Origin of the sequence: Bacillus cereus group sp. N12 (genome assembly GCF_016483575.1) — a bacterium.
GTDB classification, from domain to species: Bacteria; Bacillota; Bacilli; order Bacillales; family Bacillaceae_G; genus Bacillus_A; species Bacillus_A toyonensis.
In genome coordinates, this window is record NZ_JAEHBO010000066.1 from 15,175 (window position 1) to 30,415 (window position 15,241).

Consider the following 15,241-nt stretch of genomic DNA (forward strand, 5'->3'; position numbering starts at 1 on the left):
AAAGGGGAAATGGAGCTGTGGTTCAAAAACAGGTTAAAGTTTCATTAAAAAACGGCTTGCAAGCACGTCCGGCTGCGTTGTTTGTACAAGAGGCAAATCGCTTTCATGCAGATATCTTTATCGAGAAAGATGGAAAGACAGTAAATGCAAAGAGCATAATGGGGATTATGAGCTTAGCAATCGGAACTGGTAGCATGATAACAATTACAACAGAAGGTTCAGATGCAGAAGAGGCTTTAGAAGCATTAGCTGCATATGTACAATAAAATGGCTATCGCGCATGTGCGATAGCTTTTTTGTTTTTGCTGTTTACTTAAGGGGAGTTTGCGGGATAGGGGGTATGTAGCTGGTTTGTCCTTGTCGTAGATTGTCGGTAAATCGATATGTTGTGTCGAACCGTTGATATATTAAAAAAATCGTTGATATAATTTGAGTTTTGTTCGATATAATTGAAAAATCGTTGATATATTTAGGGTAATACCAGGTGGGGTATGTAAGTGGAAATACATGATAAAAAAGCGCCCTGTAATAGGGCGCTTCTGCTTTTAAGTGTATCCAGCTCCAGCGGCTAGAATCTCCGGTCGCTTCGCCCCTTCATTCGAGGCAAAAAGCGCCTCGAATGAAGGGGTTCCAACTTCCTCCTGTTCTGAACGAGCCGCTTCCGCTTTAAATCTATTAACGATTTGTAAAGATCTTATCAATTAAGCCGTATTCTAAAGCTCTTTCTGCTGTCATGAAGTTGTCGCGGTCTGTGTCGCGTTGTAGTACTTCAAGTGGTTGACCTGTGCGGTCAGCAAGAATTTGGTTTAATTTTTCACGTAAGAATAGGATACGTTTTGCAGCGATTTCGATTTCAGTCGCTTGACCTTGTGCTCCGCCAAGTGGTTGGTGAATCATTACTTCACTGTTAGGAAGAGCGAAACGTTTTCCTTTTTCACCTGCTGCAAGTAAGAATGCACCCATAGATGCAGCCATACCGATACAGATTGTTGATACTTGTGGTTTAATAAACTGCATTGTATCGTAAATTGCCATACCTGCTGTGATAGAACCACCAGGGCTATTGATGTAGATGTGAATATCTTTTTCTGGATCTTGAGATTCCAAGAATAAAAGCTGGGAAACAATTGAGTTAGCTACGTTGTCATCAATTGCACTACCAAGCATAATGATGCGGTCTTTTAATAGTCGAGAGTAAATATCGTAAGCGCGTTCTCCACGATTTGTTTGTTCAATTACTGTAGGAATTAAATTCATCTGTTATTTCCTCCTTCTAAAGCTTTCTTAGTCTTATAATACAATTATGGTCAATAAAGGTCAAACGAAACCACTTTAAATCAAAAAAATATGTAGTTGTACCATGAAATATTCGCTATGTTTTTGAAATTCCCTGCTTATGTATCTTCAACATCATAACCGAATTACATAAATTTAAACGTCATGAAAACTGTAGAAAAAAAGAAAAGAACGCCTTTTGATTGAAGCGTTCTTTCGATATTTATTCTTTTAAAAGATAGGTTACTCTATTTAAAATCTTTTCGATTTGTTTCGCGTTTTTACTATACATTTCGCTTGCTGATTTCGATTTTGTTTCTAAAGAAAATAGCTCAAGGTCAGCATGACATTTTTTTAAAGATGCCAATAATAAAGGTTTGTTTTGAGGAGAAGGCATTTGGAGTTTGTCATTATAAATGTCGATAGTAAGTTGCCCGTATGAGTCAACTTGACCGAGAAAAACATTTTCAATGACAACGCCGAGCTTTTCTAATTCTGAATGTAGCCAAGCGCGGTTATGCCCGCTTGATGACAGAGGTTCATCTAGTACATTTCCATCCATAATAACAGTTTGTGGTTCCTTCTCGTTTGGTACTTTTAAACCTACGTCTTTTGCTGTAAGTGGTTGGCGATCTTTCTTTAATAATACATTTAATTCACCGCTCGGTTCTAGTACAGCAAATTCAACATCCGCTACGCTGAATGCATTTTTTCCTCGGAGTAGTTCAAGTAATTCGTCACTTGTATATTTTTCTTTCTTTAAGTTATCTTCGAGTACTTTTCCATCTTTTATTAATACGGTAGATTTCCCTTCAAAGAAGTCCCGAGCTGTTTTGTTCTTTAAGGAGAGGATTCCTGTGAAAAAAGGTACCACAGCGAAAATGAGTATCGCAAAGACGCCGTGGAAAAATTTTGAATCGAGCCCTGTAGATACTTGGGCAGCGATGTCACCGATTGTCATTCCGGCTATGTATTCAAAAAAGGAGAGCTGAGAGATCTGTCTTTTCCCTAACCATTTCGTAATAGCGAATAAAATGATTAATATGAATACAGAGCGAAGAATAACGAGTGTCCATTCGGGCAGGTGAGACATAGTCATTTCCTCCAGTCTACTTAAAACCCTTTATATTGAGGTTCTTCACGTTCTAATACTGAAACTCTATCTTTTACATCAGCGATGACGCTGTCCATTTCTAACATACATTCATGAAATACGCGTTTTGATTCTTCATCCTGTGAATTTAATGAAAGGGAGCTTAAACTTGCTTGAGCGCCCCTTAAACTAGCAAGACAAGTTTTTACGCTAGCGATAACAGTCATGCAAACACCTCTTATCCTTTCGGTTTAAATAGTAATGCTCCAATGAAGCCGAAAATAATCGCTGCTGATACACCTGCGCTCGTTACTTTAAACATACCAGTAATTACGCCGACGATTCCATGTTTTGCAGCTTCTTCCATCGCGCCGTGAACGAGGGCGTTTCCAAAGCTTGTAATAGGTACAGTTGCCCCAGCCCCGGCGAAATCAATTAGTGGTTCATACAAATTGAATCCGTCTAATATAGCTCCAGCAACAACGAGTGTTGCCATTGTATGAGCTGGTGTTAGTTTGCCAACATCAAACATAAGTTGTCCAATTACACATATAAGTCCACCGATTACAAAAGCCCAGAAGAAAATCATTGCGTTGCACCTCCAAATTCAATCGAAACGGCGTGGGCGATACACGGAATCGTTTCTTCTTGTTGGAATGTAAGTGGAGATAGTAAAGCGCCTGTCGCAACGACAAGTATTTTTTTGAATTCTCCTCTTTTCATTCGGTTTAATAAGTGACCGTATACGACTGTCGCTGAACAGCCTGGACCACTTCCGCCGGCTATTACAGGTTGACCTTCTCTATAAATGAGTAGTCCGCAGTCTTGAAATTGTTCACTCGTTACTTTTGTCCCATGTTTATGTAGTAAGTCATAAGCAATTTCGCGTCCAACATGTCCGAGGTCTCCTGTTACGATTAAATCATAGTGAGATGCATCAAGATTTCTTTCTCTTAAATGAGCTTCAATTGTATCGACAGCAGCAGGGGCCATTGCACCTCCCATATTAAATGGATCAGTTAATCCCATATCAACAATGCGCCCAATTGTGGCGGAAGTTACTCTTGGGCCATGTCCTGTATCGCTTAAAATAGCTGCGCCCGCACCAGTTACTGTCCACTGGGCCGTAGGAGGTTTTTGACCACCATATTCAGTTGGATAACGAAATTGTTTTTCCACAGCAGCGTTATGGCTTGAAGCTCCAGTTAATAAATATTTTGCGCCTTTTGCATTTACGATACTTGCACCGAGCGCTAAACCTTCCATAGAAGTAGAGCAAGCACCAAATAATCCGAGATAAGGTGTGCCAAGTGTGCGGCATGCAAAGCTAGTAGGCGTAATTTGGTTAATTAAATCTCCAGCGAGAACGAATTGAATATCATCTTTCCTAAGTCTCGCTTTTTCTGTAGCACGGCTACAAGCTTCTTCAAACAAAATTTTATGTGCTTTTTCGTAGGAATCTTGTCCGAGCCATAAATCTTCATGAAGGGTATCGAAGTCTTCAGGGATTTTCCCCTTTGCCTCAAAGGGGCCACCGATTACACCTGTTGAAATAATAACTGGTTTGTTTTCGAATACCCATGTTCGGTGTCCTTGTAACATTTATAACCCTCCCCATTGAACGAGAATCGTTTTAATAAGTGCGATGACGAAAGCGGAAAATACGCCAAATAAGATGACTGATCCTGCTAGTTTAAACATGTTACCACCAACGCCAAGAACGAATCCTTCTGTACGGTGTTCAATACATGCGGCAATAACAGAGTTACCAAATCCAGTAACGGGAACTGCGGTACCAGCACCAGCAAATTGTCCAAGGCGATCGTAGACGCCAAATCCCGTAAGTAGCATGGAGATAAAAATAAGAGTTGCAACGGTAGGGTTCCCGGCAGAGCGTTCAGTGAAATCAAAATACGTAATATAAAAGGTAGAAATCAGTTGGCCTATTAGACAAATGAATCCGCCGACGAAAAAAGCTTTTATACAATTTTTTAAAACGGGGCGTTTTGGTTCGCGCTGTTGTTCGAATTTTTTATATTCTTGTTGTACAGGTGTTAAGTTTTTATCTTTACTAGACATTTGAATCCTTCCTTCTCTATTAGAAAGCTTAAATATTAGATCCCATTTCTGATTGAATGAGTTTCAATTGTTTTTTGATGCCGTCGTTACTTACTTTCTTTTTCTTAATTTTGTTTTCAAGTTCTTCTATGAGCATAAAGATCTTTTTGTCTGTACTTACACGAATATCGAAAGTAGGATTTTCATCACTTAGTTTCTTTTTTAATTTACTTCGTAAAGGTTTTAAACCAAATCTTTCGTGATGTTCAGGTTTGATGGCTATGTAAAGATCTAAATTTGTATTAACTGCGGTAGCTTCTATAATTCCTTCGATACCAAGAGCTTTTTTCTTAGCGTCTTGCGATATAGATTGATTAAAGGATTCTGTACTCATTTTTGTTAATTTAGGACCTTTTTTCTCATCTGTTCGCTTCGCTTCTTCTTTCTTTACCTTTTTATCTAACGGGCTATTATCACATCCGGTAAGTGAACCGAATAGCAGCATAAATAACGCGGTTATGATTCCAAGTTTTCGCATTATAATCATTCCATTTCTATTGCATTATGTAATGCGAGAAAAAGGATGATTGCATATCACCCTTTTTCTCACATTGTGTACCATTAGATGAAATGGTACTTTCGGTTATTGCTGTGAATATTGTGGTTCTTCTTGTTGGACTTCTTCAACGCGTGGGTTTAAAGAATCAATAATAGTTTGCGTTTGCTCTGCAGCTGTTTGGAAAAGTTGCTTTGCTTGTTGGTTATCCGTATCAAGAGCGAATCCCTCTAAGCTAGCTTGTGCACTTTTTAATCCAGAAACAGTTTGCTTTAGTTTTGTAATTACAGTCATTGAATGAAGCCCCCTTTGGAATATCAATTCAAAGATTATAATTTGTGAGTTGAGGTGAATTTATGATTGGAAAATTTAGGTGTATTACACGTGTAGATTACAATTTTGTAATGAATATGTAAGGGTAAGCGATAGTGGAAAAACTTTTTCTCCTAGAATAAAGAATGTAAAGCAAGTTAAAAGGATATATTAAGGAGAGGGAAATGGGTTTAATTGGAATTTTTATATTAGTTATTGGTGTGGCAAGCTTTTCTCATAATGAGGTGATTGATAGATATAATCCGCTTGTGAAAGAAGACTTTGTATATGTAAAAGCGAAAGAATCCGGCCGATTATCCACAGTTGGAGAGGTAGCTGGAGACTATAAATTTACTGGTTAATCCGCTTCGGGTGAAGAAAGAGATGTTAAGTTTTATGCGCCGCGTGGACTTAGAGAAGGGGCATATGTAAAGGTTAAAATAAAAGGTGAATATATTGAAACATACCAAGAAGTACAGCCAAATGAAATTCCAAAAGGGATTAAAAAGAAACTAGATAAATAAGATGGTTAAGAATTGCCTCCTAAATGTAGAAATTAGGGGGCGTTTTTATGCAGGAAAAAGCGTACGTACAATGTGTTATCAAAGAGTTTTTATTGATTTAAATGGTTTTTATTGCTATTATTATGAAGAGAAAATGAAGTATATTTTATAATCATGCGCCCATAGCTCAGTCGGATAGAGCGGTGGTTTCCGGTACCACGTCTGCCGGGGGTTCGAATCCCTCTGGGCGCGTTAAAAATCCCTAACTTACATCGTTGTAAGTTAGGGATTTTTTTATTCATAATTGTATTGTTTGTCCTGTAAATACCAGATTAGTAAGGGTTATGAATCAGTGGATGCCGTTGAACCAGCTTGCGCTTTATTCATTTTAAATAATGATAAATTCATTATATATTGCAAAGTAAAGGCTGCAAGTATAATGAAGATCGGGAAGAAGAAATAGCGATAACGAATTTGAACTTCAGTCACTAAGTAAATGAGAAAAGCACCAATAATCAGAATTTGAAAATACTTCATGTTTAAATTTTTAAATGGAGAACTGAAAAGAAAAATAAAGACAGAACCCATGCTCAGCAACATAATCGATACATAGTGTATAAAGTCTAGTTTTATAAATGAAACATCGTTGATAGTATTTCTGGCGATATCATTTATAGGGATATATGCATAAGAATCTGTTGGACTACCCCACATAATAATATTTTTTTTGTTCATAAGAGGGATAAGGTCGGTTAAATTTTCGGTTCTTTCTTTAATTAATTGTTTTTGAATTCGATTATGTTCCTCTATATCAAAATCGACAATACTTTGTCTTAATTTAGCGAAGTCCTCTAAGGAATATTGGCCGTTAGATTCTTTATTCAAGCCTATAACAAATTTCCAGCCAGAATCCGCATTGGTTATTGGGTTATGTGAAATATTAAGCATTACAGGAATATAGGCTAAAGTATATAAGATAACTAAGTATGTAGAAATAAATGTTATAGAAGAAATGAAATTCCTTTTTAAAATATTGCTGTGAAAGAATAAAAGGAAAAGCCCGGCAGCTATTAAAAATAGGATCCCAATAGGATAAATAATATTTCCTAAAGCGAATAGCAGACCACCAAAAACCATATTTATGTAATTTTTATTTCCATCGCGTGCTAATAGGTGATACGTTCCCCAAGAAAACAACATCATAGAAAGATGCTGATTTGTGAGCACAGGGACTAGTAAAAATAAGTTAATAGATGTTACGTATAAAATGAAACCAAATCGCCCGAAGGTTTCATTGTTTAATCGGTGTTTAGCTATGTAAAAAATAGCTAAACCTGTTAGCAATGTATACACAATATTCAAGAACTGTAAGGCAAAGTAACTATGTGAGGTTAATGTAAGAACAAGTGCCTCGTAAATTGTAAAGCCCAACTGAGTAGTATTCCAAAAGAAGTACTGATTATCCTTAATGGCTTTCATGTTGCCAGCGGCTAATTCTTTAGCTCCATCCAACATGTACTGAAAATCAGAAATTGGAGACGAAGGGACTAATTTAATAATTATGATAGATATCAGTAGATAAACGATGCTTATCGTATAGACGTATTTTTTTGTGCTTATATTTCTTGTTAAGAAAACGAGGGCATATATGAAAATGATGAAAGTACATATCCCAAAGATGATAAAAGGACTAAATGCCAAATCTTGTTGTTGAAAGATACTCCAACACATGATTAGCAGAATGATACATGATGCCAGGTTAACTCCTAATGAAGGTATACTTCGAAGTGTTTTTTGCATGATTCATCTCCCGTTCTAATTGTTGTATATAATGGAAAATTTTACGTTATAAATTTAGTTCTTTCAATATTTATAGTTAAAGATTTGTTGTTTTCTATGAAATTTTATTGTTTTATACACGAGAAGATAGAGTTTTATTCTATCTTCTTTTTTATTTCCCTATTGTTATATCTAGTGATAAGATTTACTATTAGTATGTGGTTCTAATTTTTGTGCACTATTATTTTCTTTCAATATTATTCAAATTTCGGTTGTAAGTTGTAAATCTCATTAATACATATAAATTAATAATATTTTGGAATGGGTGTCTGCGATAGGATTCTCCTTTTACCAAACTTATTGTACAATAGAAACAAGGGGGAGATTAGTTTGAAGGCAAGTCTTTTACAAGAACAAAGCTTACGTTTGGCAATGACACAAGAGTTAAGGCAAGCGATTACAATGCTTCAGTATAATGTACAAGAATTATCGGAGTTTTTGTATGAGCAATCGTTAGAGAATCCCCTTATTGAGTTAGGTGGTTTTGAGAGGGAGAAGAAGAAGAGCTCTAACAAAAGTAAAAGTACCAGCAAACAAGTCGAGAATCAGATGGAAATCTACAGTGTGGATTCCATGACGATTCAGCAACATTTATTAAATCAAATACAGTATTATAAAATAGAAGAAGAAGAGCGAAAAGTAGCTTCTTTCATTATTATGAACATGGATGGAAATGGGTATTTACAAGAAACGAATGAAGAGTTAGCAGATCTCCTTTCTGCACCGCTTCATGTAGTCGATCGCTCTGTAGAGATTGTCCAATCACTTGAGCCGGCAGGGGTAGGGGCACGTAATATTCAGGAATGTCTAATTTTACAATTGAAGCGCTTACAAAGAAGAGATGGATTAGCGGAAGATATTGTAGAGGAGCACTTTGCTTATTTCGTGAAGAAGGATTGGCGAAAGCTCGTTCATGTGCTGAAGTGTAGTAATGAAGAATTACAATCGGCGGTGAACTGTATTACATCATTGCAGCCGAAACCAGGCCTTGCGTATTCTTCGGATAAACCACTGTATATTGTGCCTGACATGGCAGTGAAAAAAGAAGGCGATCGCCTCGTTTTACAGATGAATGAGAGAAATATGCCGAGAATTGAAATTCACTCTGAGTACAGTGCACTTCTTAATAATAGTGAAAGTGAAGTAGCATCTTACGTTTCAGAAAAGTATCAGCATGTGCAATGGATTATGCGCAGTTTGAAACAGAGAAAACAAACACTTCTGCAAGTGATGACGATTATTATGGAAAAACAACGTGATTTCTTTTGGGAAGGTCCAGCGTATTTGAAGCCACTCGCTTTAAAAGAGGTGGCGGAAGAGTTAAGTGTGCATGAGTCTACGATTAGTCGTGCAACAAGAAATAAGTATGTGCAAACACCACACGGTTTATTTGAGATGAAATCGTTCTTTAGTAATGCAGTTTCGACGACAGAGGATGAGGCAGTTTCAACGAAGCGAGTGAAACAGTTTATTCAAACGCTTGTGGAAGCAGAGAACAAGAAAAAGCCACTCTCAGATCAAAAGATTTCAAAATTATTAGAAGAAGAGCATGAAATTGTTATTTCTCGAAGAACAGTGGCGAAGTATAGAGAACAAATGCATATCCCAGCTTCATCATTACGAAAAACGATCGGATAGGTGAAGAAGATGAAAGTTGTACTATATACAAAAGTAGATTGTGGTCTTTGCGTGCAGGCGAAACAAGTTTTACAAGAAGTACAATGTGAATATTCTTTTCAAATCGAGGAAATAGATATATATGAAGATAATGACCTTTTAGAAAAATATCATTTAATGATTCCGGTTGTAGAAATAGGCGGAAAACAAGTAGAATATGGTAACATTCACAAAGGTGTCATAATAAACTATATAAAGAATGCAGTTAAGAGTTGAATAAGTTTCTATCTCCTGTTACAATAATACACGTAGCAGGGATTATTTTTTTAACCTATGTGGGACACAAAATGTCACTGCGGGACGAAAAATGACCACAAGGGAAAAATGAACCAATGTAGTGAGGAGAAAAGATATGCGCTCATGGATTCAGAACACAAAAAAATTATTACCTGATCTGCTACCTGTTATGCAAACGAGAATGCAAATTCTTCAATACATTAGGCTCATGCAGCCGATTGGAAGAAGAAACTTATCAGCAAGTCTCGGTATGACAGAACGAGTATTGCGAAGTGAAGTTCAAGTTTTGAAAGAACAAAACTTAGTTCACGTCGCTTCTTCTGGAATGACTTTGACAGAAGAAGGAACAGCTTTAGTTCTTGCTTTGGAAGACTTTATGAAAGAAATTTCCGGGTTAAAGGTTTTAGAAAAGCAACTTAAGGAAACATTAGACTTGGATGAAGTTTTCGTTGTCCCTGGTGATAGTGATGAATCGCCGTGGGTCAAACTGGAGATGGGCCGTGCTTGTGTGACTTGTATAAAAGACCGTCTGACAGCGAATAATATCGTTGCTGTGGCTGGAGGAACTACGCTAGCTGCTGCTGCGGACATGATGCAACTTGATTGCAAAGATTTACATATGCTGTTTGTCCCAGCACGTGGTGGAATTGGAGAAGGTGTTGAATTAGAAGCCAATACCATTTGTGCCAAGATGGCGCAAAATACGATGAGTAATTATCGCTTATTGTATGTTCCAGACCATGTTAGTAGCGAAGCATATGCGTCTATTGTGACAGAGCCCTCCGTGAAAGAAGTTCTTGAGTTGATTCGATCTTCCAATATCGTCATTCATGGAATCGGTGATGCGTTAACAATGGCACGTCGCAGAAGTACTTCGGAAGCAGATTGGTTAAAGATTCAAGCAAACGAAGCAGTTGGCGAAGCTTTCGGTTACTACTTTAATGAACAAGGAAATGTTGTTCATAAAGTAAGAACAGTTGGTATGCAACTTGAAGATTTACAAAATGTATCTCACGTTGTTGCAGTCGCTGGAGGTTCTTCAAAGGCAAAGGCAATACAGGCTGTAATAAAGCAAGGGCACACTTCAATTCTAATTACAGATGAAGGTGCAGCAAAACAATTAACAAAGGGTATTACCCTTTAATATAATCCCCCAAGGAGGAAATTCAAATGACTAAAATTGGTATTAATGGATTTGGACGTATCGGACGTAACGTATTCCGCGCAGCTCTTAACAACTCTGAGGTAGAAGTAGTAGCAATCAACGACTTAACAGATGCTAAAACATTAGCTCACCTTTTAAAATATGACACAGTTCACGGAACTTTAAATGCAGAAGTATCTGCTAACGAAAACAGCATCGTTGTTAACGGTAAAGAAATTAAAGTTATCGCTGAGCGTGACCCAGCTCAATTACCATGGAGCGACTACGGAGTAGAAGTAGTAGTAGAATCTACTGGCCGTTTCACTAAAAAATCAGACGCTGAGAAACACTTAGGTGGATCAGTTAAGAAAGTTATCATCTCAGCTCCAGCTTCTGACGAAGATATCACTGTAGTTATGGGTGTTAACCACGAACAATACGATGCAGCTAACCACAATGTAGTATCTAACGCTTCTTGTACTACAAACTGTCTAGCTCCATTCGCTAAAGTATTAAACGAAAAATTCGGCGTAAAACGCGGAATGATGACAACAATTCACTCTTACACTAACGACCAACAAATCTTAGACTTACCACACAAAGATTTACGTCGTGCTCGTGCAGCAGCTGAAAACATGATCCCAACATCTACTGGTGCTGCTAAAGCTGTAGCATTAGTATTACCAGAACTTAAAGGTAAATTAAATGGTGGCGCTGTACGTGTTCCAACTGCTAACGTTTCTCTTGTTGACTTAGTTGTTGAACTTGACAAAGAAGTAACAGTTGAAGATGTAAACGCAGCATTCAAAGCAGCAGCTGAAGGCGAATTAAAAGGTATCCTTGGATACAGCGAAGAGCCATTAGTATCTATCGACTATAACGGATGTACAGCTTCTTCTACAATCGATGCATTATCTACAATGGTAATGGAAGGTAACATGGTTAAAGTACTTTCTTGGTACGATAACGAAACTGGTTACTCTAACCGCGTAGTAGACCTAGCTGCATACATGACTTCTAAAGGTCTTTAATTCTTAAGTATATAAGCAATCAATGACAAAACGAGGGAGAGGGTTTGTTCCCTCTCTCTCTTCTTTCGTTTTAGAAGCAAATGTGTTAAGCTTTTGAATGGGTTTTGTCAATCCTAACTAGTAGTCGGAGGGAAATCCAATGAACAAAAAATCAATTCGTGACGTAGATTTAAAAGGTAAGCGTGTATTTTGCCGCGTTGATTTCAACGTACCTATGAAAGAAGGCAAAATTACAGATGAAACTCGTATCCGTGCAGCTCTTCCTACAATTCAATATTTAGTAGAGCAAGGTGCGAAAGTTATTTTAGCAAGCCACTTAGGCCGTCCAAAAGGTCAAGCAGTAGAAGAATTACGTCTTACTCCAGTAGCAGCACGTTTAGGCGAGCTTCTTGGTAAAGATGTTAAAAAAGCAGACGAAGCATTCGGACCAGTTGCACAAGAAATGGTTGCAGCAATGAACGAAGGCGACGTATTAGTTCTTGAAAACGTACGTTTCTATGCGGGCGAAGAAAAGAACGATGCAGAACTTGCGAAAGAATTTGCAGCTCTTGCTGACATCTTCGTAAACGATGCATTCGGTGCAGCTCACCGTGCTCACGCTTCTACAGCAGGAATCGCAGACTACCTACCAGCAGTATCTGGTTTATTAATGGAAAAAGAGTTAGATGTACTTGGTAAAGCACTTTCTAACCCAGAACGTCCATTCACAGCTATCATTGGTGGTGCGAAAGTAAAAGATAAAATCGGTGTAATTCGTCATCTATTAGACAAAGTAGATAACTTAATCATCGGTGGCGGACTTGCTTACACATTCGTTAAAGCTTTAGGTCATGAAATTGGTCTATCTCTATGTGAAGACGACAAGATTGAACTAGCTAAAGAATTTATGCAACTTGCAAAAGAAAAAGGCGTAAACTTCTACATGCCAGTTGATGTTGTAATCACAGAGGAATTCTCTGAAACTGCAACAACTCAAATCGTTGGTATCGACTCTATTCCTTCTACATGGGAAGGCGTGGACATCGGTCCTAAAACACGTGAAATTTATGCAGATGTAATTAAAAACTCTAAGCTTGTTGTATGGAATGGACCAATGGGTGTATTCGAAATGACTCCATTCGCAGAAGGTACAAAAGCAGTAGGACAAGCATTAGCAGATGCAGAAGATACATACTCTGTTATCGGCGGTGGTGACTCTGCAGCAGCTGTTGAAAAATTCGGTATGGCTGATAAAATGAGCCACATTTCTACTGGCGGCGGTGCGTCATTAGAATTCATGGAAGGTAAAGAGCTTCCAGGTGTAGTTTGTCTTAACGACAAATAAGTAGCAGCCAAAGAAAAAGGACGGTGCAAAGCATGCGTAAACCAATTATCGCAGGTAACTGGAAAATGAATAAAACTCTATCTGAAGCAGTTAGCTTCGTAGAGGAAGTTAAAGGTCAAATCCCAGCAGCTTCAGCTGTTGATGCAGTAGTTTGCTCTCCAGCTCTATTCTTAGAGCGCTTAGTAGCGGCAACTGAAGGAACGGACTTACAAGTAGGTGCACAAAACATGCACTTCGAAAAAAATGGTGCATTCACTGGCGAAATTAGCCCAGTAGCACTTAGCGACTTAAAAGTAGGCTACGTAGTACTTGGCCACTCTGAGCGTCGTGAAATGTTTGCTGAAACAGACGAATCAGTAAACAAAAAGACTCTTGCAGCATTTGAACATGGTTTAACACCAATCGTATGTTGTGGTGAGACTTTAGAAGAGCGCGAAAGCGGAAAAACATTTGATCTAGTAGCAGGTCAAGTGACAAAAGCACTTGCAGGTTTAACAGAAGAGCAAGTTAAAGCAACTGTTATCGCTTATGAGCCAATCTGGGCTATCGGTACAGGTAAATCATCTTCTTCTGCAGATGCAAACGAAGTATGTGCGCACATCCGTAAAGTTGTTGCAGAAGCTGTTTCTCCAGAAGCTGCAGAAGCTGTTCGTATTCAATACGGCGGTAGCGTAAAACCAGAAAACATTAAAGAGTATATGGCACAATCTGACATCGACGGCGCTTTAGTTGGCGGTGCTAGCTTAGAGCCTGCTTCGTTCTTAGGTCTTCTGGGGGCGGTAAAATGAGAAAGCCAACAGCTTTAATCATTCTTGACGGTTTCGGACTTCGTGAAGAAACTCATGGGAATGCTGTAGCACAAGCTAAGAAACCTAATTTTGATGGTTACTGGAACAAATTCCCTCATACAACGCTTACAGCTTGTGGTGAGGAAGTAGGTCTTCCAGAAGGTCAAATGGGTAACTCTGAGGTTGGTCACTTAAATATCGGTGCTGGCCGCATCGTATACCAAAGCTTAACACGCGTAAACGTTGCAATTCGTGAAGGTGAGTTCGATCAGAACGAAACATTCCAAAATGCAATTAAAAGCGTGAAAGAAAAAGGTACTGCTCTTCATTTATTCGGTTTACTTTCTGACGGTGGTGTGCACAGTCACATGAACCATATGTTTGCTCTTCTTCGCTTAGCAGCAAAAGAAGGCGTGGAGAAAGTTTATATCCATGCGTTCTTAGATGGCCGCGATGTTGGACCACAAACAGCAAAAGGTTATATCGATGCAACAAATGAAGTAATTAAAGAAACAGGTGTAGGACAATTCGCGACTATCTCTGGTCGTTATTACTCCATGGACCGTGACAAGCGTTGGGATCGCGTAGAAAAATGTTACAGTGCTATGGTGAATGGTGAAGGCCCTACTTATAAATCAGCAGAAGAGTGTGTAGAAGACTCTTATGCGAACGGTATCTATGATGAATTCGTATTGCCGTCTGTAATTGTTAACGAAGATAACACGCCAGTTGCAACAATCAATGATGATGATGCAGTTATTTTCTATAACTTCCGTCCAGACCGTGCAATTCAAATTGCTCGTGTATTTACAAACGAAGACTTCCGTGAGTTCGATCGTGGTGAAAAAGTACCTCACATTCCTGAATTCGTTTGTATGACACACTTCAGTGAAACTGTAGATGGTTACGTGGCATTTAAGCCAATGAACCTTGATAACACTTTAGGTGAAGTTGTTGCGCAAGCGGGATTAAAGCAACTTCGCATCGCGGAAACTGAAAAGTATCCGCACGTTACATTCTTCTTTAGCGGTGGTCGTGAGGCTGAATTCCCAGGAGAAGAGCGTATCTTAATTAACTCACCAAAGGTTGCAACGTATGATTTGAAACCTGAAATGAGCATTTACGAAGTAACGGACGCTTTAGTAAATGAAATCGAAAATGATAAACATGATGTTATCATTCTTAACTTTGCGAACTGTGATATGGTTGGCCATTCTGGGATGATGGAACCAACAATTAAAGCAGTAGAAGCAACTGACGAATGTTTAGGAAAAGTTGTAGAAGCGATTCTTGCAAAAGATGGTGTAGCACTTATTACTGCTGACCATGGTAATGCTGATCAGGAGTTAACTGCTGATGGCGGGCCTATGACAGCTCATACAACTAACCCGGTTCCTTTCATCG

At 38.4% G+C, this 15,241-nt stretch carries 18 protein-coding genes, 1 tRNA gene and 1 pseudogene; 11 read left to right on the top strand and 9 right to left on the bottom strand.

The annotated features are described in order from the left end of the window. The first annotated feature begins 17 nt into the window (after positions 1-17). Positions 18-266, top strand: a complete 249-nt coding sequence (locus tag JDS92_RS23040; RefSeq protein WP_000250298.1) for an HPr family phosphocarrier protein — start codon at positions 18-20, stop codon at positions 264-266. A gap of 409 nt (positions 267-675) precedes the next feature. Here the strand turns inward: JDS92_RS23040 and clpP are convergent, their stop codons facing one another. From clpP to JDS92_RS23085, 8 genes are all read right to left on the bottom strand, one after another. Continuing rightward, positions 676-1,257: an ATP-dependent Clp endopeptidase proteolytic subunit ClpP gene (gene clpP, locus JDS92_RS23050; protein ID WP_001049156.1), complete on the bottom strand. Its 582-nt coding sequence runs from the start codon at positions 1,255-1,257 to the stop codon at positions 676-678. Between the two features lie 241 nt (positions 1,258-1,498). After that, positions 1,499-2,368 (bottom strand): DUF421 domain-containing protein, encoded by an 870-nt coding sequence (locus tag JDS92_RS23055; protein WP_097954027.1) that lies wholly within the window; start codon positions 2,366-2,368, stop codon positions 1,499-1,501. A 20-nt stretch (positions 2,369-2,388) separates the two neighbouring features. Next, positions 2,389-2,595 (bottom strand): DUF1657 domain-containing protein, encoded by a 207-nt coding sequence (locus JDS92_RS23060; RefSeq protein ID WP_000215895.1) that lies wholly within the window; start codon positions 2,593-2,595, stop codon positions 2,389-2,391. Positions 2,596-2,606: 11 nt separating this feature from the next. Then, entirely contained in the window at positions 2,607-2,957 is a 351-nt protein-coding gene (spoVAE, locus tag JDS92_RS23065; RefSeq protein ID WP_000575919.1) for a stage V sporulation protein AE, read from the bottom strand. After that, complete coding sequence (spoVAD, locus tag JDS92_RS23070) at positions 2,954-3,970, bottom strand: stage V sporulation protein AD (protein WP_000938948.1); 1,017 nt, start codon at positions 3,968-3,970, stop codon at positions 2,954-2,956. The genes spoVAE and spoVAD overlap by 4 nt, the downstream gene beginning before the upstream one ends. Further along, entirely contained in the window at positions 3,971-4,447 is a 477-nt protein-coding gene (gene spoVAC / locus JDS92_RS23075; RefSeq protein WP_000095411.1) for a stage V sporulation protein AC, read from the bottom strand. A 28-nt stretch (positions 4,448-4,475) separates the two neighbouring features. After that, positions 4,476-4,964, bottom strand: coding sequence for a YhcN/YlaJ family sporulation lipoprotein (locus tag JDS92_RS23080; protein ID WP_098099555.1), 489 nt, complete (start codon positions 4,962-4,964; stop codon positions 4,476-4,478). Positions 4,965-5,069: 105 nt separating this feature from the next. Continuing rightward, positions 5,070-5,276 carry a DUF1657 domain-containing protein gene (locus JDS92_RS23085; RefSeq protein ID WP_000216160.1) on the bottom strand — a complete coding sequence of 69 codons (207 nt, stop codon included), beginning with the start codon at positions 5,274-5,276 and terminating at the stop codon, positions 5,070-5,072. 203 nt (positions 5,277-5,479) lie between these two features. On the opposite strand from JDS92_RS23085, the gene JDS92_RS31035 reads away from it, so the two are divergent. From JDS92_RS31035 to JDS92_RS23095, 3 genes and pseudogenes are all read left to right on the top strand, one after another. Beyond that, the gene (locus tag JDS92_RS31035; RefSeq protein WP_000522888.1) at positions 5,480-5,656 is read left to right on the top strand and encodes a hypothetical protein; all 177 of its coding nucleotides are present in this window, start codon (positions 5,480-5,482) and stop codon (positions 5,654-5,656) included. Between the two features lie 15 nt (positions 5,657-5,671). Beyond that, positions 5,672-5,818: pseudogene (locus JDS92_RS31040) on the top strand (YxeA family protein); the annotation flags it as partial. A gap of 155 nt (positions 5,819-5,973) precedes the next feature. After that, a tRNA-Arg gene (locus JDS92_RS23095) sits at positions 5,974-6,049 on the top strand. A 90-nt stretch (positions 6,050-6,139) separates the two neighbouring features. On the opposite strand, the gene JDS92_RS23100 is transcribed toward JDS92_RS23095, so the two are convergent. Continuing rightward, on the bottom strand, positions 6,140-7,597 hold the full coding sequence (locus JDS92_RS23100; protein WP_098711564.1) for a glycosyltransferase family 39 protein: 1,458 nt from the start codon (positions 7,595-7,597) through the stop codon (positions 6,140-6,142). A gap of 369 nt (positions 7,598-7,966) precedes the next feature. Between JDS92_RS23100 and rpoN the strand changes: the two genes are divergently transcribed. From rpoN to gpmI, 7 genes are all read left to right on the top strand, one after another. Continuing rightward, positions 7,967-9,274, top strand: coding sequence for an RNA polymerase factor sigma-54 (gene rpoN, locus JDS92_RS23105; RefSeq protein ID WP_000647945.1), 1,308 nt, complete (start codon positions 7,967-7,969; stop codon positions 9,272-9,274). Positions 9,275-9,283: 9 nt separating this feature from the next. Then, positions 9,284-9,529: a glutaredoxin family protein gene (locus JDS92_RS23110; RefSeq protein ID WP_000869744.1), complete on the top strand. Its 246-nt coding sequence runs from the start codon at positions 9,284-9,286 to the stop codon at positions 9,527-9,529. 136 nt (positions 9,530-9,665) lie between these two features. Next, positions 9,666-10,694 carry a gapA transcriptional regulator CggR gene (gene cggR, locus JDS92_RS23115; protein ID WP_001258184.1) on the top strand — a complete coding sequence of 343 codons (1,029 nt, stop codon included), beginning with the start codon at positions 9,666-9,668 and terminating at the stop codon, positions 10,692-10,694. A 26-nt stretch (positions 10,695-10,720) separates the two neighbouring features. Further along, positions 10,721-11,725 (top strand): type I glyceraldehyde-3-phosphate dehydrogenase, encoded by a 1,005-nt coding sequence (gap, locus tag JDS92_RS23120; RefSeq protein WP_000161234.1) that lies wholly within the window; start codon positions 10,721-10,723, stop codon positions 11,723-11,725. Positions 11,726-11,864: 139 nt separating this feature from the next. Beyond that, positions 11,865-13,049, top strand: coding sequence for a phosphoglycerate kinase (locus JDS92_RS23125; RefSeq protein ID WP_001036333.1), 1,185 nt, complete (start codon positions 11,865-11,867; stop codon positions 13,047-13,049). A 32-nt stretch (positions 13,050-13,081) separates the two neighbouring features. Next, positions 13,082-13,837, top strand: a complete 756-nt coding sequence (gene tpiA, locus JDS92_RS23130) for a triose-phosphate isomerase (RefSeq protein WP_001231042.1) — start codon at positions 13,082-13,084, stop codon at positions 13,835-13,837. Beyond that, positions 13,834-15,241 (top strand): 2,3-bisphosphoglycerate-independent phosphoglycerate mutase (gene gpmI, locus JDS92_RS23135; RefSeq protein WP_199632566.1); only part of this gene is annotated, 1,408 nt, incomplete at its 3' end. The genes tpiA and gpmI, both read left to right, overlap by 4 nt.

Excerpts from the sequence above, each read along its gene's own strand:
- clpP (WP_001049156.1), bottom strand. The coding sequence starts at position 1,257 with ATGAATTTAATTCCTACAGTAATTGAACAAACAAATCGTGGAGAACGC.
- JDS92_RS23055 (WP_097954027.1), bottom strand. The coding sequence starts at position 2,368 with ATGTCTCACCTGCCCGAATGGACACTCGTTATTCTTCGCTCTGTATTC.
- JDS92_RS23060 (WP_000215895.1), bottom strand. The coding sequence starts at position 2,595 with ATGACTGTTATCGCTAGCGTAAAAACTTGTCTTGCTAGTTTAAGGGGC.
- spoVAE (WP_000575919.1), bottom strand. The coding sequence starts at position 2,957 with ATGATTTTCTTCTGGGCTTTTGTAATCGGTGGACTTATATGTGTAATT.
- spoVAD (WP_000938948.1), bottom strand. The coding sequence starts at position 3,970 with ATGTTACAAGGACACCGAACATGGGTATTCGAAAACAAACCAGTTATT.
- spoVAC (WP_000095411.1), bottom strand. The coding sequence starts at position 4,447 with ATGTCTAGTAAAGATAAAAACTTAACACCTGTACAACAAGAATATAAA.
- JDS92_RS23080 (WP_098099555.1), bottom strand. The coding sequence starts at position 4,964 with ATGCGAAAACTTGGAATCATAACCGCGTTATTTATGCTGCTATTCGGT.
- JDS92_RS23085 (WP_000216160.1), bottom strand. The coding sequence starts at position 5,276 with ATGACTGTAATTACAAAACTAAAGCAAACTGTTTCTGGATTAAAAAGT.
- JDS92_RS31035 (WP_000522888.1), top strand. The coding sequence starts at position 5,480 with ATGGGTTTAATTGGAATTTTTATATTAGTTATTGGTGTGGCAAGCTTT.
- JDS92_RS23100 (WP_098711564.1), bottom strand. The coding sequence starts at position 7,597 with ATGCAAAAAACACTTCGAAGTATACCTTCATTAGGAGTTAACCTGGCA.
- JDS92_RS23110 (WP_000869744.1), top strand. The coding sequence starts at position 9,284 with ATGAAAGTTGTACTATATACAAAAGTAGATTGTGGTCTTTGCGTGCAG.
- cggR (WP_001258184.1), top strand. The coding sequence starts at position 9,666 with ATGCGCTCATGGATTCAGAACACAAAAAAATTATTACCTGATCTGCTA.
- gap (WP_000161234.1), top strand. The coding sequence starts at position 10,721 with ATGACTAAAATTGGTATTAATGGATTTGGACGTATCGGACGTAACGTA.
- JDS92_RS23125 (WP_001036333.1), top strand. The coding sequence starts at position 11,865 with ATGAACAAAAAATCAATTCGTGACGTAGATTTAAAAGGTAAGCGTGTA.
- tpiA (WP_001231042.1), top strand. The coding sequence starts at position 13,082 with ATGCGTAAACCAATTATCGCAGGTAACTGGAAAATGAATAAAACTCTA.